Source organism: Microbacterium sp. LRZ72 (genome assembly GCF_033792225.1).
In the GTDB taxonomy this organism is placed as follows: Bacteria; Actinomycetota; Actinomycetes; order Actinomycetales; family Microbacteriaceae; genus Microbacterium.
In genome coordinates this window covers 40,457-57,125 of the sequence record NZ_JANGEX010000013.1, presented here as the reverse complement: position 1 = coordinate 57,125, position 16,669 = coordinate 40,457, and the positions used below count along the sequence as shown (strand labels likewise).

The window sequence follows — 16,669 nt, the reverse complement described above, 5'->3', positions numbered from 1 at the left end:
CGTCGTGGACCGCGGCGCCGGACCGGCGCCAGAGTTCAGCTGAGGCCTGAGTAGGAGTGGAGGCCCTGGAAGAAGATGTTGACGACCGTGAAGTTGAACAACACAGTGGCGAACCCGATGATGGATAGCCATGCGGAGCGGGTGCCGCGCCAGCCCCGGGTTGCGCGAGCGTGGATATAGCCGGCGTACAGGACCCAGATGACGAACGTCCATACCTCCTTGGTATCGAAGCCCCAGTAGCGTCCCCAGGAGTCGTTCGCCCAGATGGCGCCGGCGATGAGAGTGAATGTCCAGAACATGAAGCCGACGATCGCGAATCGGTAGGCGAGCGATTCGAGTGCGTCGGAGCTGGGGAGCGTACGTAAGAGTCCGGAACCGATGGGGCGGACGACATTCGCCGTCGCTGCGGCTCGACGTTCTCGGCGAGCCTGCAGCAGCTGGGTGACCGAGATGCCGCACGCGATCGCGAACAGGGCGGTGGCGAGGGAGGCGACGAAGACGTGGATGACCAGCCACACGCTCTTGAGCGGATCCATCAGCGGGACGACCTCGACGTAGAACGCAACCGTGGCCCCGCCCAGCAGTAAGACGACCATCCCGATGAGGAACCCGCCAAGGAAGCGCAGGTCGTACCACCGGAGCACCAGCAGGAAGACAGCCACGATTAGGAGCGTCCCGGTGAGCGCGAACTCGTACATGTTCGCCCACGGGACACGGTCGGCGGCGATACCGCGGCCGACGGTTCCACCGAGATGAAACAGGAATCCCAGCACGGTGAGCGCCGTGCCGATCCGCGCCCACAGCAGTGGGCGGCGCAGCCGCGGCGGCGTGTGCAGTTCGAGAGGCGTGCTTTGTTCAGGGGCGGTCTCTTCCCACGGGCGAGCGTTGGCGGTCGCGGTGACGAGGGCGGGTACGCGCTCCGCGTGCTGCGTCGATCCGGAGCGAGTGGCACGCTGGGCGAGGTCGATCGTGTAGACGGCGAAGGCCAGCACATAGATGGCGATCGCTGTCCACACCAGCAGCAGCGAAATTCCGTCGAGCGAGAAAGCCTCGGAATCGGGCATCGTGGGCCCCTTTCTTAGGGTGATGGACGGGGACGGGAACGGGCGTGAGCGATTCCGAGCATGGTCAGCCCCGTGCCGGCGCCGAACGTGAGCAGCAGAGCAACCCAGGGGCCGAGGATGGTGGCGGGGGTGAGGCCGGTGCGCAGGGAGACAGTAGTGATCTTGCCGGCGGCGGTGTCGACGTCGATGGTGTCGATCGTTGCGCCGTCCGGGGCGATCACTTGGCTGGTACCCACGGTAGAGACGTTGACGACAGCGCGGCCAGTCTCGATTGCGCGCATCCGGGCGAAGGCGAGTTGTTGAAGGTTCTCGTCGCTGCCGCGGAAGTCGGCGTTGTTGGTCTGGAACACGTACAGCTGCGCGCCGGCCTGGGCGCCGTCCCGAATCACCTCGTCGTAGATCACGTCGAAGCAGATCCCCAGCCCCACCCCGACCTGCCCGATCCTCACCAGGGGCGGATTGGTGCCCGGGGTGTAGTCGCGTTGGATCAGGTCCACCAGGCCCGGGACGATCCGCTCGAAGAACCACCGGTCCGGCACGTACTCCCCGAATGGGACCGGGTTGACCTTGTCGTGCCACTGCCGATCAGCGGGATCGGCAGTCCACAGGAGGGACGTGTTGAAGACATCCTTGCCTCGAGCGGTGGCGGCATTCATCAACAGCGGTGCCCCCGCGGCACGAACCAACCGGTCGAGCTCCGCGGCAGTGCGGACGTTGTTGAGGGGGTCGGAGTCCACCCCGCCTTCCGGCCAGACCAGTAGGTCCATCGGCTCACCCAGTAGCGGTGCCGTGGCCTCGGTCTGCGCGGCGAGCACGTCACCGGGCGCCTTCTGGTCGAAGTAGCCGGCAGGACCATTTCCCTGCACCCACCCGACCCTGAGCGTGCCGGCGGCGGTGGTAGAAAACTGCGGTGTCGCGACAAGCACGAGTGCGACGATCCCCACGGGGAGGAGGCGGCGCACGAACCGCGGGCTACCGGCGCGAACCACCTGCACGATCGCGGCGCACAGCGCCACGATGAGGAAGGACAGACCGGTCACGCCCGTCCAGGACGCGACTTCGCGGAACGGGCCCTCCACCTGGGTCATCCCGAGACGCGTCCACGGGAATCCCGAATACGGCCACGCCCCCATCAGGACCTCGCGAGTCGACCACAACGCCGCCACGATCAGCGGTACGACGACCAGCTGCACGCCACCGGGCGGCCAATGTCGCGCCGCCCACCTGTAGGCCAAGGCGATCGGGATCGCACCAGCGCCGAACAGCAGTGCTTCGAGCCCGGCGAGAGCCACCCACGGCACGGGGCCGAGGAACTCACCGACCCAGACCAGATGGGCGAAGAAGAACAGGGCGCCGAAGACGGTGCCGACCAGCAGCGCTCCCCCGACGCTGCGGCCGATCAAAGAGATCAGCGCCATCGTGACACTCACCAAAGTAAGTGGCCACCATCCGACAGACGGTGAGCCGAGATCCATCGCATACCCTGCCACCGCAGCCATAGGCACCGCAGCCCACAACGGCAGCCCGTCCCCGGCCTTCCGCACGACACGTGAGACGCTGCCTGTCGCCGCCGCCGTGGTCGCTTCGACCGAGATAGTGGGGGGATACACGGTCACCTATCCTTCTGGTCGAGCTGGTTGAGATAGTCGTTGTAGGCATCGAGATCGGGGTCGCCGTGGATGTCAGCGAACCTGGCGGCAGCGGCGTCCCGGGCGCTGTCGTCGCGGAACCAGCGGTGCATGACGAACAACAGCATCAGCAGGGTCGGTGCCTCCCCGTACGACCAGGCCAGGCCGCCGGCGAGTCTTTGATCATCGAGGGGATTGACGCCGAGCGCCAGGGTGGAGGCGACGAAGTGGTCCACGAGCAACGTGGTGGACATCATGAGGAACACGCCGAAAAAGGCGTGCAGCGCAGCCTCGGCGAACACATCGAGTGCACGGCCGGCGTGGTTGAGCCGGATCGGGAGTGGGTCCGCGGAGAGCACCGGGACGGTGAACAGGATCCCCGCGACCAGGAACCCCACCTCGAGGACGACGTGACCGGCTGGCGCAGCGAGGATGCCGTCAGCGAACTCGGCGAGATAGAGACCATAGAACGCGAACAGGTAGAGCGGCAAAGCGACCCACGGGCTGAGTGCCCATCGGGCGCACCTGCTGCGCAGCCCTCCGTGGGCGGCGCGGAGGACGGCCCGGCCGAAACCGCGGTGGGGTGTGGCACGCAGCAGGAGGGTGCCCGGGGAGCCGAGGACCAACAGCGGGGGGATGGCGATCATGAGCGTGAGTTGCTGAAACATGAATACCGAGAGCAGCGCATACCCGTAGCTTTCAACACCGAGCCCTGTGATCGCGGCGAGCGTGAGGCACCCGAGGAGGAAGCTCACCGTGCGCCACGCCGGCCACCGCCGTCCTCCCGCCCATAGGCGGACCGCACCTAGCAGGTAGGCGACGGCGAGGACCGCCGCGACTAGCGGCAACAGCGGCAACGGCAACGCCACGGGGGTGAGGAAGCCAAGCAGGGTCGGCGGGGTGTCGGGGATCCAGGCGATCATCGGTCCTGCGCCTCGGCGGTGTAGGCGGTCGTGTGCTTTGCGGCGAGGTCGGTGACGGCTCGGGCAAGGGTGGGGTCTTCGCCACGGGCCAGACCCGCGTACTCGATGTGGATGCCTCCGGCGGCGGGGACGGCTTTGACCCAGAGACGCCGACGGGGGACGAATAGCCCAGCGAACAGGCCAAGCGTGGCCAGGGTCGCGAAGACGAGCACCCAGGTGCCGCTGGGGTCGTTCTGGATCTGCAGTGACGCGAACCGTTTCACTGGCTCCCCGGCAACGTCCAAGGCGTCCTCCCACGTGACGCTCCCCCACCCGTTCGGGAGCTCGGCGGTCTGTCCGGGGATGAGCTCGAGGGAGTCAGCTCCCGAATCGCCGCCGGTGTGCTGGGTGAGGCCCTCCACCTCAAGGGTGTACACCGACCGGGGAGTGCCATCGTCGATACCCAGATCGCCGCTGAAGACATTGAGCGTGAGTACGGGGTTGGCCGCGTCCGGGTAGATCGATGTGAATGCCCCGGACGGGAGCACGCCTTGAGTGGGGTAGAAGAACCCGACCAAACCGAGTTGCTCGGGCAGCCCGTCGGGGATCTTGATGATCCCCAGGGAGGTCATGTTGGAGTCCTGCGGTAGGAACGGCTGCGACTCGCTGTACACGACTGCACCCTCGGAGTCGCGAATCGTCAGTGTGGGTGCGTATCCATTGCCGAGCAGGTAGACGCGGTCGCCGGCGACGGTGATCGGGCGGTTCACGATCACGCTCTCAGCGCGGTCCTCTGCCCCGGGTGCGCGGATCGTGACATCGGCCGAGAAATCCCCTGCCTGCCCTGCCCCCGCGGTGCCGGGCAGGCGATAGGAGACTTGGAAGTCATCGAGGGTGAGTGAGTACGGGGCGAGGCCGGCGCCGTCGACGAACCGACCTGGGTTGAACGAGGAGTAGTCGCTGAGCGCGTTGACGAACGTCGTGCCCTCCACCACGACCCGCTGCCCCGTGTACGCGAACGCACTGCCAAACCCCACCGAGACGAGCACCCCGACCAGGGCGACGTGGAAGATCAGGTTGCCAGTCTCGCGCAGGTAGCCGCGCTCGGCTGATAATGACGCCCATCCCGTTCCGTCGTACCGTTGCACTCGGTAACCGATGCGGCGCAGTTGCCGCTCTGCGATGTCGACCGCGACCTTAGCTGGATCCTGCTGCGCGTTGTGTGCGGGCAGAGTTGTTTCATGGTGGGCGGGCAATCGGGACAGGCGGGCAGGGGTGCGCGGTGGCTGGGAGCGCAGTGCCTTGTAGTGGTGGCGGGTGCGGGGGATGACGCAGCCGATGAGGGAGGCGAACAGCAGCAGGTAGATTGCGGCGAACCAGGGGGACTGGTATACGTCGAACAGGCCGACCATGTCGGCGAGCGGGAACAGGTCGGGGTTGTCGCGCTCCCACTGGATGACGCCGTTGGGGTCGGCACTGCGCTGAGGGAAAAGCGATCCCGGTACCGCCGCAATCGCGAGGGACAGCAGTAGCAGCAGTGCTGTGCGCATACTGGTCAGTTGCCGCCACGCCCACCGCAGCCACCCCGCCGCCCCTAGCGCCGGTTGGGTGATCTCAGCCGCGCTGTCGTTGTGATCGCTGGGCCGGAGCGGATCGAACGCCTCGTCTGTGGTCTCGGATTCAGAGCGGGAGCGGGACATTGATCACCACCTGCTGCAGCGCCGACATCAGCATCGTCCATAGCCCGGTCACCATCAGCAGCCCAAGGAGAATGAGCATCGCACCACCGATGATGTTCAAGGTGCGGGTGTGGCGACGCAGGAACGCCACGGAGCGAGATGCCCAACCCCACCCGGCTGCGAGGATGAGAAATGGAATGCCCAAGCCGAGCGAGTAGGCGAGCCCGAGCAGGCCGGCGCGCGCAGGATCGCCGAGGTTCCAGGACATGGAGATAATCGCCGCGAGAGTAGGGCCGATGCAGGGTGTCCAGCCGACGCCTAGCGCGAATCCGAGAAGTGGCGCCCCAATCAACCCGGCCCGGCCCCGGGTGCGCGGACGGAGGGTGCGTTGGGCAATGCCGAAGAGCCCGAGGAAAACCAGCCCGAGAGCGATGATGACCACACCGAAAACGCGGGTGAGGATGTTCGCGTACTGCAACAGTAGGAACCCGAACGTACCGCCGAGGATCGTGGCGGCGACGAACACCACCGTGAATCCACCAATGAACAGGCTCACGCCCAGCAGCAGCCGGGCGCGATCGGCAGTGACTGTCCTCTCCGGCGCGCCGGCGCTGGGGGCTGCGGCGGCGGTGGTGCCGCCGAGGTAGCCGAGGTAGCCGGGCACGAGCGGCAGCACGCACGGGGATACGAAGGACACCAGTCCAGCGAGCAGCGCGATCGGGATCGCGATCCAGAGCGCGCTGTCGATGACCGCCACCCCGGGGTTCATCGGGCATCCTCGGCGAGGGTGTCGGCGACGAGGGTGGACAGGATCGAGGCGCTGGCGAGCTGCCCGATGACTCGGGCGGCGACCCTACCGTCCCTGTCAATCACGAGGGTGGTCGGGGTGGCCTGGATCGGGGTGACCTGCGCGAATGCGAGCTTGACCTTGCCGTCATCGACATCGATCACGCTGGGATAGGTGACGTTGTTGTCCTCCGCGAACGACAGCGCGGTAGCGGGCTGGTCGTAGGTGTTGACACCGAGGAACGCGACACCGTCATTCTGGTACTCCTGCCACACTTCTTCGAGCAGGGGCGCCTCGGCGATGCACGGCCCACATGCGGCGTACCAGAAGTTCACCACCAGCACACCGCCCCGGTAGTCGTCACCGGTCACGGTCTCGCCGGTCTCGGTGACGCCCTCGAATGCAACGGGGTCTCCTCGTTCCGCGGCCGGTATCTCGACCACTTGGAAATCGGCGGAGATGTAGCCTTTCTCGCTTCCATCGCGGTACTGCTGTGCGAGTGAATCGTTGACAGCACAGCCGGTGAGAAGGCTGCCCAGCACCAACATCGCAGCCACCCAGCCGACACTTCGCTTGTGGGCGGTCATGTGCGCTGCACCTTGATCAGCCCGCCAGCGACGAGGAACACGACCGCCGCGACCGGCTGCGCAGCCGTCCACACCGGGCCCGTGAACGCGAACGGCAATACCGGGTTCCAGATCACCACGATCGCGGCGAATACCGGTACCCACCACCACTGGCGCGCCTGTACCGCGAACCACGCCACGATCACTCCGAGGATGGCGGCCAAGTACAACACCATCAGGAACCACTCGCCTCCCACCAGCGCCGGGGCGAGAAACAACGCCGCCGCCGCGATCAGCCCGGGCGCGAATGCGTTGCGTTGATACGGCAAGGCGACACGTTCCTTCCCGCTCACGTCGCCTCCTCCGTGCTCAATCCCGGGATGGCTTCCTGGGAGGTGGGTGGCGTGCTCGCGCGGGGTCGACGGGCCCAGAGGATCCTCGTGAGCACAACGACGCCGGCGCCGAGCGCGACGTCGGCGAGGTTGCCGATGAACAGGTTGCCGTAGGCGAGGAAATCAGTCACCTGGCCGCGGGCGAATCCGGGTGGGGAGAATATCCGGTCGATGAGGTTTCCGATTGCGCCTCCGAGAATCAGCCCGATCCCGACCGCCCACCATGATGTCCGGGCGCGCGTCGCGGCGGCTAGGAGGAGGACCGTGGCGACCGTTCCCAGCAGGGTGAGCAACCAGGTCGCGCCTGAACCGAAGGAAAGGATCGCGCCCGGGTTGAAGGCCAGCTGCAACCCGAGCAGGTCACCCAGCAATGGAATCCGCTCCCGCTCGCTCAGCCCTGCCAGTGCCGCCGCCTTGCTGGTCTGGTCGATCAGCACTACCCCTGCTGCCGCAACGCATGCTACGGCGAATCTGCGAGCCTGGTCACGACCCATCAGGGGAGCCCCCACTGTTCCTCGCCGCATCGTCTCGAGCTGCTCTGTCGGCATCTGCCCGGTCCCGTCGGCGGCGCCCACGCGAAGCGACCAACACGAACGCCGCACCGAAGAGAAGGACGCCGCTGAGGACGGCGAGGATCGGGAGGAGCGCTTCAGCCCCGGGGAGTTCGCCGGCACCCGCGCTACCGGGTGTGTCGGTGGATGTCGGAGATGGCGTGGGTGCCTGCTCGGCGACGCTCACTTCGGGGGCGGGGGTGGTGGTGTCGATCGGAAGGGGTTCGACCGTGTACGTGTACTCGCCGGTGATCGGGTGCCCGTCGCTCGTGACCACGCGCCACGATACGGTGTAGACCCCCTCCGACGGTTCGGGCGCCAGATGCTGGGTGACCCACGTGTCAGCGACGATGGGAACGTCTGTGGCGATGTCCTGACCTTCCGGAGCGATCACCTCGATGATTGCGGACTCCATGTCTATGAGGAGCTCGCCGCTAAAGGACAGGGTGATCTCGTCCGGCGATCCGTTGATCGTGGTGTTCGCTTGCGGGTAGGAAGAAACCAGTTCTTCGTGCGCCGAGGCGGGGGCCGCGGTAGCGAGAGCGATCCCTCCTCCCAGCAGGGCGGCAGCGAGAACGGTGGCGAGAGTGCGGCGAGGTCTACGCATGGGTGGTGTGTTCTCCGGGGTGGGATTGCGGTTCGATCTGGAACGTGGAGTGCTCGATGCTGACCGGGAAATGATCGGCGACACACTCCTGCAACTCCTGCAGCAGCTGTGCGGACTGTTGCGGGGAGAGGGTGTCGTCCACGACGACGTGCGCGGTCAGGGTGGGTAGGTCGGTGGAGACCTGGGAGGCGTGCAGGTCGTGCACCGCGACCACTTCCGGCAGCTCGAGGATGTGCCGCCGCACTTCACCGAGGTCCAAGCCTGGCGGCGTCGCCTCCAGGAGTACCCTCCCGGAGGCGCGCAGCAGGATGAATGTGCGGGGGATGATGAGCAGGGCGATCAGGATGCCGGCTACCGCGTCCGACCGGTACCACCCGAGCGTGGCGATGAGGATAGCGCTGGCGATCACGCCGACCGAACCGAGCGCGTCGTTGAGGACCTCAAGGAACGCGGCCCGCATGTTCAGGTTTCGCTTGCGGCCATTCAGTAGCACCATCAGCGACGCAATGTTCGCGACCAGGCCGATGATGCCGAAGAGCAGCAGGCTCCCCGACGCGATCTCCGGCGGCGCGAACAGTCGTCGGACGCCCTCGACGAGCGCGAAGATCCCGACGCCCAGCAGCAGGGCGGCCTGCGCGAGCGCACTGAGTACCTCCACGCGTCGTAGTCCCCACGTGTGTCGGTCGGACGCCGCACGGTTCATCAGGTGCGCGGCGGTGAGCGCCATCGCGAGGCCAACCATGTCTGTCAGCATGTGTGCGGCGTCGACGAGCAGGGCGAGGCTGCCGGTGATGATCGATCCGACCACCTCGGCCACGAAGACCGACGAGGTAATCGAGAATGCGATGAGCAGCCTGTTGCGGGGCGTCCCACCCCCCGCAACGTGGCTGTGTCCTGCTCCCATGGTTCGCTCCTTTTACGGGCGGTCGACGATCTGTCGGTTGGCAGTGGCGTTAGCCATACGCCGGCGAGTCAGACCCGTCGGCATCACGAGTCGCCCTTCACCGCTTGTCGGATTGCGTCCTCGAGGTCGTTCCACTTCTGCAGCTCCAGCAGTTCTCCGTCGACGAAGAATGTGGGTGTGCTACCCACCCCCAGTGCTTGTCCCTCGGTGAAATCTGCTTCCACCCGGGCCAGCGTCGCCGGATCCGCGACCGCCGCGTCGTATGCGGCCATGTCCAGGCCCAGCTCCTCCGCAAATCCGCGGAACACTTCAGCACGGGATTCCTGCGCCTCACCCCACTCGGCTTGCGTCTCGAACAACCGGTGATACATCTCCTCGAACTGCCCCTGCTCCGCGGCGGCTTGCGCCGCCAGCGCGGCGTTGGTGGAGTTGGTGTGACCGGGCAACGGGAAGTAGCGGACGATATAGGTGATCTCCCCCGCGAATTGATTGCGCAGGTCTTCAACGACGGGGTAGAACGCCCCGCACGCCTCGCACTCGAAGTCCAGGAACTCCACCACCGTCACCGCTCCGTCCCCTCCATCGTCGAGAACGTGCGAATTGGGCCGTACAACTTGCGGCTCCTCGCCACCCTCTGGGGGAGGAGTAGTGGGCGCCTGACTGATGAGGACGTAGATCAAGGCGGTCAGCAGCAGAGCGGCTACCACCGCGGTGGTGACGATCGTCACCTTGATTGGGGTTTTCAAACGGACACTCCAGACACATCAACGAGCACGTCAAGGACCACGGCCGGCCGCGAGAGTCGCAACCGTCACAAGGGGCGTGCCCGCTTCAGACGCGGGAGAGCGAGAGCTGAGCGAGAGTGAGAGTAGGGGTGAAGCGGCGGTCGATCGCCCTCATTGGAGTGCTCACGCGGGAGCCCACAGTGACGACGCGTGGACTGACTCGTGCCGCGTAGACGCGTTTCAGGACCAGGAGGATTAGAGAGCAGAAGATTCCGAGAAGGCAGCCTGCGGCTCCTACCATCGCGCCGCTCGAATTGTTCGCTCCGACCTCGCCTCGGTCTGGGGCGCTTGCCGCTGTGGCTTCTGGCGCCACTGCAGCCGGTTCCACCGACCCCATGCCAGCAGCAGTATCGACACTCGCCGTAACTGCAGGTGCAAGGATCGTAGAAACCCCACCAAATTCGGAGTGGGTCGCAGACCAAATCCCCGATATGAGCACGAAGGCCAGGCCCAGACCTGTAATGATCTTCGTTATCAGCAACCGCTCGTACAACGTTTTCGACGGTCGAGATGGCGCCGCGGGCTTCATGACGTGCCCATGATACCAACGGTTGATCGCATCTGAGCACGGCCGCCCGTGCACGGGTGCTGTGTTCATTGTCGCGACTGGCCTACTCGCTGCTCGATTCGCGCCGCTCGACGTGCCCTCCACTCGCGTCGTGATGTTGTCGACGGCCACGCAAGACTCCCTTCTCGTGCTGCCGTCCCGCTCGCCCTACCCGCCTCGCTGAGCGTCGCGCCGCTCGCTGTCGAAACCCAGACGCTGGTGGAACTCGTCGCCATCGTCGTGCTCGTGCGCCTCGTGCCCCGCACCGCTCGGCCCAGCGCTCCTGCAGCGGCAGCCGAATGACCAACTCCGGCCCCGGGTGGCTCGATCAGTAATGGAGGGCGGCCTGGATCGCCGTGTCTAGGTCTTCCCAACGCTCGATGATGAGGGGTCACCATCGACGCAGAACGTCGGGGTGCTGCTGACTGCCAAGGCGCAGCCTTCCTCGAAGTCGGATCGCGCGCGCTCCTCGTTGCCGGGTTGGAGACGGCCGCATCGTAGGTTGCCATGTCCAGCCTGAGGTCGACGGCGTAGTCGCGGAACAGCACGGGGTGGGAGTCTTGTGCCTCGCCCCACTACCCCTGTATCTCGAACAGCGGGTGGTACATGCCCTCAAACCGGCCCTGCTGGGCGGGGGCTTCGTTTCGAATGTATTCGCGGCTCAGTGGTGGTGCGCGTCGTGGTGGTCGTTGTCGTCGTGCTCATCTTCGAGAAGCATTCCGACTGATGTCGCGCACGCATCGCCACGCCAGGCCTCGATGCCCTCTCGGATCGCAAACGCGGCGATGACGAGGCCGGCGATCGCATCGGCCCACCACCAGCCGAACAAGCTGTTCACCACGAGGCCGATGAGTACCGCGGCAGACAGGTAGGTGCAGATCAGGGTCTGCTTCGAGTCGGCAACGGCGGTGGCTGATCCCAGCTCGCGACCGGTACGGCGTTCCGCGAAGGACAGGAACGGCATGATGACGACACTGAGTGCGGTGATGACGATGCCCAGCGTGGAGTGCTCCACGTCGACCTGGCCGACAAGAGCGAGCACGGAGGAGGCGGTCACGTACGCGGCGAGGGCGAAGAACGCGACTGCGATGACCCGTAGCGTGCCTTTCTCCCACCGCTCGGGATCGCGTCGTGTGAACTGCCATGCGACGGCGGCCGCGGAGAGAACTTCGATCGTCGAGTCGAGGCCGAAACCGATCAGCGCGGCGGAGGATGCAGCGGTTCCCGCGGCAATTGCGGCCACGGCTTCGATCAGGTTGTAGGCGATCGTCGCGGTGACAATCCAGCGGATGCGGCGTTCAAGGGTGTGGCGGCGGTCGCCGGCCAGGCGGGGCGCGGTGGTGGTCATGCGCAGGTGCAGCTCTCTCCGGTGCAGCAGCCGGGCTCGACGTAGAGAACGACGCGCAGCAGCTCGTCGAGGGCGGGGGTGAGGTGCGAGTCCGCGAGGCGATACCACGTGCGTCGGCCATCCGGCACCGCCTCAACGAGACCGCAACCACGAAGGCAGGCAAGTTGATTGGACATGACCTGTCGAGTAACGCCGAGAGCCTCGGCCAGATCCGAGGGGTGTGCAGGCGCCTCCCGCAACGCTAGGAGTGCGCCCGCGCGAGTGGCGTCAGAGAGCGCATGGCCAAGCCGCGCGAGTGCAGCGGTATGCGTGACGGTAGCGGTAGCAGTGGACATAGAACCGAGGATACATAAAATGATGAATAAACGGAAAGCTGTATGAATTGAGTCGGAATGTCTCGCGCGTCGGTTGCTGTCGGGATCGCAGCGTAATGACACTAGATGTCATGCAATCAGGCGCTTTCCGGCTAAGCCAGCGCGGCTTGACGCGTGCCACCCTCCGGTTGTCGTCGACGACGTGATCGGGCGAGATCGCACATCGCTTGCAAGGCAACTGTCCGATCGGACGCATATAGAACCGCGCGGCCAACCTCGGGCGGCGGCCCCGGACTGTAAGTGGCGCATTGGCGTGGTCCTCTCCTGGATCGCGACAACTGAGCGGATCTCGCAACGAGGCGTTGCGCGACTCGGCTGCTCCACCCGTGTTGCTCGTGACCCACTCCCGCCTCGGCTGATGTCGCGTCAGCTGCCTCTATATACGGTAGGGGGGTATAGTATCGAGTTGTGAATGGTTATGCGGGGAACAAGGATGATCTGCTCAGGCGGCTGAGCCGCGCGGAGGGGCAGGTGCGTGGCATTGCGCGGATTGTTGAGATCGACGAGTACTGCATCGACATCCTCCCCCAGGTGTCGGCGGCGACGAGCGCGCTGGAGACGGTCGCGTTGTCGCTGCTGGCGGATCATCTGTCCCATTGCGTCGCGGAGGCTGCGGCTGAAGGCGGCCCGGTAGCCGAAGAGAAGATCCGTGAAGCGAACGAGGCGATCGCTCGCCTGTCCGCTCATGACCCCCAAACCTGATCGAAAGGACCCGAAGATCATGACCACGAACGAGCGCCCTGACCTGGGCCTGACCGACTCCGTCGCCGGATGCAGCTGCTGCGCCACAGCGTCGGTTCCGGACACGCAGCCCGCCGCATCCACCTTCGCCGAAGAAGTGCTGGTCGATGGTATGACGTGCTCGCACTGCGTGATGAGCGTGACCGAGGAGATCACCGCGATCGACGGTGTCGATAGCGTGTCGGTCGATCTGAACGCCGGTGGAACCTCGCGGGTCACCATCCACGGTTCCGCCCCGATCGATGCCGCACGGGTCCGGGCTGCGGTGGAGGAGGCGGGGTACACCATCGCCGACACACCCGCATGAGCACCGTCGACGTGGACCTCGACATCTCGGGGATGACCTGCGCATCCTGCGCGACCCGGATCGAACGCAAGCTCAACAAGATCCCGGGCGTGGAGGCGGCGGTCAATTACGCGACCGAGAAGGCGCGCGTGCACGCCGACGGTGTGGAGACGGCGCAGTTGATCGCGGCGGTCGAGTCCGCCGGCTATTCTGCGGCGGTTCCCGTGCCGGTGATTGATGAGTCCATGTCGGACGCGGCACGCGCCGATGACGTCGAGTTGGTGGCCCTCCGCCGCCGGTTGCTGATCAGCACGGCCCTGGCGGTGCCGGTTGCGCTGATGTCGATGATCCCGGTGCTGCAGTTCACGAACTGGCAGTGGCTCGCGCTGACCCTGACTGCGCCGATCGCGGTGTGGGGTGCGTGGCCGTTCCATCGGGCAGCGTTCGTGAACGCCCGCCACGGCGCCGCGACCATGGACACCCTGATCAGTGTGGGGGTGATCGCTGCATTCGGGTGGTCGCTGTACGCACTGTTCTTCGGCATGGCGGGGATGCCGGGTATGCACATGACTTTCACCCTGTTCGGCAGCCCGGAAGCCGGAATCGGGGAGATCTACCTGGAAGTCGCCGCTCTCGTCACCGTGTTCATTCTCGCTGGCCGGTACGCAGAGGCACGGGCGAAGAAGTCCTCATCTGAGGCGTTGCGTGCCCTGCTCGAGCTGGGCGCCAAGGAGGCCACGCGTCTTGTGGGCGGGGTGGAGCAGCGGGTTCCGGTTGCGCAGCTTGCCGTGGGGGATCGTGTGCTGGTGCGTCCCGGCGAGAAGGTCCCCTCGGACGGACTCGTCGTCGACGGGACCTCTGCGATCGATGCGAGCATGCTGACCGGCGAGTCCGTTCCGGTCGAGGTCACCGTCGGGTCCCGTGTGGTGGGTGCCACCGTGAACGTCGGTGGACGCCTGATCGTCGAGATTACGAGGGTCGGGGCGGACACGGAGCTTGCTCGGATGCAGCGACTGATGGATGAAGCGCAGACCGGCAAGGCACGCGTGCAGCGCCTCGCCGACCGGGTCTCCGCCGTGTTCGTTCCGATCGTGATACTCCTGGCGATCGTCGCGTTCGTCGGATGGATGCTGGTCGGCGGATCCCTCGAGGTCGCGTTCACCGCCGCGGTGGCGACGTTGATCATCGCGTGCCCGTGCGCGCTGGGTCTGGCCACTCCGACCGCGCTGCTGGTCGGCACCGGACGCGGGTCACAGCTGGGCATCCTCATTCGTGGGCCGCAGGTTCTCGAGCAGACCCGTCAGGTCGACACCGTCGTGCTGGACAAGACCGGAACCATCACGCAGGGCGCGATGACCGTGACCACCGTCTTGGCGGTCTCCGGCGTCACCGATGACGAGCTGCTGCGGATCGCCGCCGGCGCAGAGTGGGGATCCGAACACCCCGTGGCGCGGGCGATCGTGAGCGCTCATGATGGTGGGGCGCCGGTGGCGGAGTCGTTCGCCTCTCACGCCGGTTTCGGTGTTCAGGCTGCTATCGAAGGTTCGCTGGTCGTGGCTGGACGCTCGGAGTGGGTGCAGGACCAGTGGTCCGTTCATCTGCCGATCCGTTTTCGCGGTGAGGCTGAGGTGCTGGAGGCCGCCGGGTGCACGGTGATCGCGGTCGCCCGCGACGGGGAATTCCTCGGCATCGTCGCGGTCTCCGACACCGTCAAGCCCACCAGCGCGGACGCGATCGCTCGCTTCCGCGCCTTGGGCCTGCGCCCTGTGCTGCTCACCGGCGACAACGCCGGCGCCGCCGATCACATCGCGGGTCTGGTCGGGATCGACGATGTTCGCGCTGGCGTCACCCCCGCCGGGAAGCTCGACGCCATCCGGCAGCTGCAATCCTCAGGGCGTGTGGTGGCGATGGTCGGCGACGGTGTCAACGATGCCGCCGCCCTCGCCGCGGCCGACCTCGGTATCGCGATGGGGGGCGGGACGGACGCGGCCATCGCCGCCAGCGACGTGACCATCGCCTCAGGCGACCTCCTGATTGTCGCGGATGCGATCCGGCTGTCGCGCCGGACCCTGGGCACCATCAAGGGCAACCTGTTCTGGGCGTTCGCGTACAACATCGCCGCGATCCCGATCGCGATGCTCGGCCTGCTCAACCCCCTGGTTGCCGCCGCAGCCATGGCCATGTCGTCGGTGTTCGTCGTGACAAACAGTCTCCGCCTGCGACGGTTCCGCCCAGCGCCGGCGACGATGGTGCCCATCGCACCCGCGACGCGGGTACCGCAGCCCCTCTGAGAGCTGGTGGCCGGATGCTCCACGCCGACCACCAGCGAGGAATACTCTGAAGGAGAGGAGGTGAGATCTCGATGATCGCTCTCGCGCAGCAGTTGCGCCGCAGCCCGTCCGGGCTGGGCCGTTCTGTGCTGCTGCTCATCGCCCTCACCGCCGCTCTGATCGTGGGGCTGCTCGCGATGCACGCGCTCGGCGCCCCGACTGCGAACGCGGAGCCGGCCGCGGCCGTGTCTGTGCAGGAAGCCGGCGCCGCCCACGGCCATGATGCGCCACCGGCCGACGGGATCTGCCCGGACTGCGGGGGACATGAAGCCATGCTCGCGATGACGTGCGTCGTTGCCCTCCTGATCGTGTCGCTGCTGTTCCTTGTGCCCCGTGCCGGCGTCAGCTGGGGGGTTGTTTTCGGCCGGGCTGGACCGCTCATGGTCGCCGGCCGGGTAGCGGTATCCCGGCCACCGTCTCTGCTCGTTCTCTGCATCAGTCGTACGTGATGACAGCTCGCTGACCTTTCTCGAGGTCAGCGCAGCTTTCGCGCGCGATCACACCGATCGTGCGCGCCGCACAGACGATTGAGGAGAAACCACATGAAGAACCGTGCCGCGGCGACCGCCGCGATCACCCTGACCGCCCTGCTCGCCCTCGCCGGTTGCGCCGGCACTACCGGTAGCGGCCGGATGGACAACATGCCCGGAATGGGCTCATCCGCATCCTCGGCCGCCGACGTGAACAACGCCGACATGCAGTTCACGATGATGATGATCCCGCACCACGAACAGGCAGTTGAGATGGCCGACATGATCCTCGGCAGGGACGGCGTCGACGAGCGCGTCATCACCCTGGCGGAGCAGATCAAGGCCGCCCAAGGCCCGGAGATCGAGCTGATGCAGTCCTGGTTCGATGACTGGGGCACCCCGATGGGGGATATGGGCGGGATGGACCACGGGGGGATGATGTCGGACACCGACACGCAAGCCCTCCAGGACGCCACCGGGGTCGAGGCCTCCCGCCTCTTCCTGGAGCAGATGATCGTCCACCATGAAGGTGCGATCGAGATGGCGCAGACCGAGGTCGACAACGGCCAGAACGCCGATGTGGTCGCCCTCGCCGAAGCCATCATCGCCTCGCAGACCACCGAGATCGCCACGATGGAGGACATTCTCGCGACCCTCTGACAGTCAGGCCCGGCCGCACCCGACACAGCCCACCTCGACCTAGGGAGA

Annotated in this window: 18 protein-coding genes; 5 read left to right on the top strand and 13 right to left on the bottom strand. The window is 66.2% G+C overall.

All coding sequences use genetic code 11. The features are described 5' to 3' along the window. Nucleotides 1-35: 35 nt before the first annotated feature. The 13 genes from ccsB to M4I32_RS12295 form a co-directional block, all read right to left on the bottom strand. Nucleotides 36-1,064, bottom strand: a complete 1,029-nt coding sequence (gene ccsB, locus M4I32_RS12355; RefSeq protein WP_319034779.1) for a c-type cytochrome biogenesis protein CcsB — start codon at nt 1,062-1,064, stop codon at nt 36-38. A gap of 14 nt (nt 1,065-1,078) precedes the next feature. Then, entirely contained in the window at nt 1,079-2,539 is a 1,461-nt protein-coding gene (gene lnt / locus M4I32_RS12350; RefSeq protein ID WP_319034808.1) for an apolipoprotein N-acyltransferase, read from the bottom strand. Nucleotides 2,540-2,676: 137 nt separating this feature from the next. Beyond that, complete coding sequence (locus tag M4I32_RS12345) at nt 2,677-3,615, bottom strand: cytochrome c oxidase assembly protein (RefSeq protein WP_319034778.1); 939 nt, start codon at nt 3,613-3,615, stop codon at nt 2,677-2,679. Continuing rightward, nucleotides 3,612-5,294: a cytochrome c biogenesis protein ResB gene (locus M4I32_RS12340; protein WP_319034777.1), complete on the bottom strand. Its 1,683-nt coding sequence runs from the start codon at nt 5,292-5,294 to the stop codon at nt 3,612-3,614. Before M4I32_RS12340 ends, M4I32_RS12345 begins: the two co-directional genes overlap by 4 nt. Next, a complete protein-coding gene (locus M4I32_RS12335; RefSeq protein WP_319034776.1) occupies nt 5,275-6,042 on the bottom strand; it encodes a cytochrome c biogenesis CcdA family protein in 768 nt (255 codons plus the stop codon). The genes M4I32_RS12340 and M4I32_RS12335 overlap by 20 nt, the downstream gene beginning before the upstream one ends. Further along, a complete protein-coding gene (locus M4I32_RS12330; RefSeq protein WP_319034775.1) occupies nt 6,039-6,647 on the bottom strand; it encodes a TlpA disulfide reductase family protein in 609 nt (202 codons plus the stop codon). The genes M4I32_RS12335 and M4I32_RS12330 overlap by 4 nt, the downstream gene beginning before the upstream one ends. Then, nucleotides 6,644-6,979, bottom strand: a complete 336-nt coding sequence (locus M4I32_RS12325) for a DUF6804 family protein (RefSeq protein ID WP_319034774.1) — start codon at nt 6,977-6,979, stop codon at nt 6,644-6,646. Before M4I32_RS12325 ends, M4I32_RS12330 begins: the two co-directional genes overlap by 4 nt. Further along, nucleotides 6,976-7,455, bottom strand: coding sequence for a signal peptidase II (locus M4I32_RS12320; protein WP_319034773.1), 480 nt, complete (start codon nt 7,453-7,455; stop codon nt 6,976-6,978). Before M4I32_RS12320 ends, M4I32_RS12325 begins: the two co-directional genes overlap by 4 nt. 46 nt (nt 7,456-7,501) lie before the next feature. Next, complete coding sequence (locus tag M4I32_RS12315) at nt 7,502-8,176, bottom strand: copper resistance protein CopC (RefSeq protein WP_319034772.1); 675 nt, start codon at nt 8,174-8,176, stop codon at nt 7,502-7,504. Next, complete coding sequence (locus M4I32_RS12310) at nt 8,169-9,080, bottom strand: cation diffusion facilitator family transporter (protein ID WP_319034771.1); 912 nt, start codon at nt 9,078-9,080, stop codon at nt 8,169-8,171. Before M4I32_RS12310 ends, M4I32_RS12315 begins: the two co-directional genes overlap by 8 nt. Nucleotides 9,081-9,163: 83 nt before the next feature. Beyond that, the gene (locus tag M4I32_RS12305; RefSeq protein ID WP_319034770.1) at nt 9,164-9,826 is read right to left on the bottom strand and encodes a DsbA family protein; all 663 of its coding nucleotides are present in this window, start codon (nt 9,824-9,826) and stop codon (nt 9,164-9,166) included. Between the two features lie 1,247 nt (nt 9,827-11,073). After that, nucleotides 11,074-11,760, bottom strand: coding sequence for a cation transporter (locus M4I32_RS12300; protein ID WP_319034769.1), 687 nt, complete (start codon nt 11,758-11,760; stop codon nt 11,074-11,076). Next, nucleotides 11,757-12,095, bottom strand: a complete 339-nt coding sequence (locus M4I32_RS12295) for a metalloregulator ArsR/SmtB family transcription factor (protein ID WP_319034768.1) — start codon at nt 12,093-12,095, stop codon at nt 11,757-11,759. The genes M4I32_RS12300 and M4I32_RS12295 overlap by 4 nt, the downstream gene beginning before the upstream one ends. Nucleotides 12,096-12,542: 447 nt before the next feature. Here M4I32_RS12295 and M4I32_RS12290 point away from each other — a divergent pair, with 447 nt between their 5' ends. The 5 genes from M4I32_RS12290 to M4I32_RS12270 all read left to right on the top strand — a co-directional run bounded on the left by M4I32_RS12290 (nt 12,543) and on the right by M4I32_RS12270 (nt 16,621). Continuing rightward, the gene (locus tag M4I32_RS12290) at nt 12,543-12,836 is read left to right on the top strand and encodes a metal-sensitive transcriptional regulator (RefSeq protein ID WP_319034767.1); all 294 of its coding nucleotides are present in this window, start codon (nt 12,543-12,545) and stop codon (nt 12,834-12,836) included. A gap of 19 nt (nt 12,837-12,855) precedes the next feature. After that, on the top strand, nt 12,856-13,182 hold the full coding sequence (locus M4I32_RS12285; protein ID WP_319034766.1) for a heavy-metal-associated domain-containing protein: 327 nt from the start codon (nt 12,856-12,858) through the stop codon (nt 13,180-13,182). Further along, the gene (locus M4I32_RS12280) at nt 13,179-15,452 is read left to right on the top strand and encodes a heavy metal translocating P-type ATPase (RefSeq protein WP_319034765.1); all 2,274 of its coding nucleotides are present in this window, start codon (nt 13,179-13,181) and stop codon (nt 15,450-15,452) included. The genes M4I32_RS12285 and M4I32_RS12280 overlap by 4 nt, the downstream gene beginning before the upstream one ends. Nucleotides 15,453-15,523: 71 nt before the next feature. Further along, nucleotides 15,524-15,940: a DUF6153 family protein gene (locus M4I32_RS12275; protein WP_319034764.1), complete on the top strand. Its 417-nt coding sequence runs from the start codon at nt 15,524-15,526 to the stop codon at nt 15,938-15,940. 93 nt (nt 15,941-16,033) lie between these two features. Then, nucleotides 16,034-16,621, top strand: coding sequence for a DUF305 domain-containing protein (locus tag M4I32_RS12270; protein ID WP_319034763.1), 588 nt, complete (start codon nt 16,034-16,036; stop codon nt 16,619-16,621). Nucleotides 16,622-16,669: the final 48 nt, after the last annotated feature.

What these genes read in the sequence shown, in the direction of transcription:
- ccsB (WP_319034779.1), bottom strand. Translation starts at nt 1,064, where the DNA reads ATGCCCGATTCCGAGGCTTTCTCGCTCGACGGAATTTCGCTGCTGCTG.
- lnt (WP_319034808.1), bottom strand. Translation starts at nt 2,539, where the DNA reads ATGGATCTCGGCTCACCGTCTGTCGGATGGTGGCCACTTACTTTGGTG.
- M4I32_RS12345 (WP_319034778.1), bottom strand. Translation starts at nt 3,615, where the DNA reads ATGATCGCCTGGATCCCCGACACCCCGCCGACCCTGCTTGGCTTCCTC.
- M4I32_RS12340 (WP_319034777.1), bottom strand. Translation starts at nt 5,294, where the DNA reads ATGTCCCGCTCCCGCTCTGAATCCGAGACCACAGACGAGGCGTTCGAT.
- M4I32_RS12335 (WP_319034776.1), bottom strand. Translation starts at nt 6,042, where the DNA reads ATGAACCCCGGGGTGGCGGTCATCGACAGCGCGCTCTGGATCGCGATC.
- M4I32_RS12330 (WP_319034775.1), bottom strand. Translation starts at nt 6,647, where the DNA reads ATGACCGCCCACAAGCGAAGTGTCGGCTGGGTGGCTGCGATGTTGGTG.
- M4I32_RS12315 (WP_319034772.1), bottom strand. Translation starts at nt 8,176, where the DNA reads ATGCGTAGACCTCGCCGCACTCTCGCCACCGTTCTCGCTGCCGCCCTG.
- M4I32_RS12310 (WP_319034771.1), bottom strand. Translation starts at nt 9,080, where the DNA reads ATGGGAGCAGGACACAGCCACGTTGCGGGGGGTGGGACGCCCCGCAAC.
- M4I32_RS12300 (WP_319034769.1), bottom strand. Translation starts at nt 11,760, where the DNA reads ATGACCACCACCGCGCCCCGCCTGGCCGGCGACCGCCGCCACACCCTT.
- M4I32_RS12295 (WP_319034768.1), bottom strand. Translation starts at nt 12,095, where the DNA reads ATGTCCACTGCTACCGCTACCGTCACGCATACCGCTGCACTCGCGCGG.
- M4I32_RS12285 (WP_319034766.1), top strand. Translation starts at nt 12,856, where the DNA reads ATGACCACGAACGAGCGCCCTGACCTGGGCCTGACCGACTCCGTCGCC.
- M4I32_RS12280 (WP_319034765.1), top strand. Translation starts at nt 13,179, where the DNA reads ATGAGCACCGTCGACGTGGACCTCGACATCTCGGGGATGACCTGCGCA.
- M4I32_RS12275 (WP_319034764.1), top strand. Translation starts at nt 15,524, where the DNA reads ATGATCGCTCTCGCGCAGCAGTTGCGCCGCAGCCCGTCCGGGCTGGGC.
- M4I32_RS12270 (WP_319034763.1), top strand. Translation starts at nt 16,034, where the DNA reads ATGAAGAACCGTGCCGCGGCGACCGCCGCGATCACCCTGACCGCCCTG.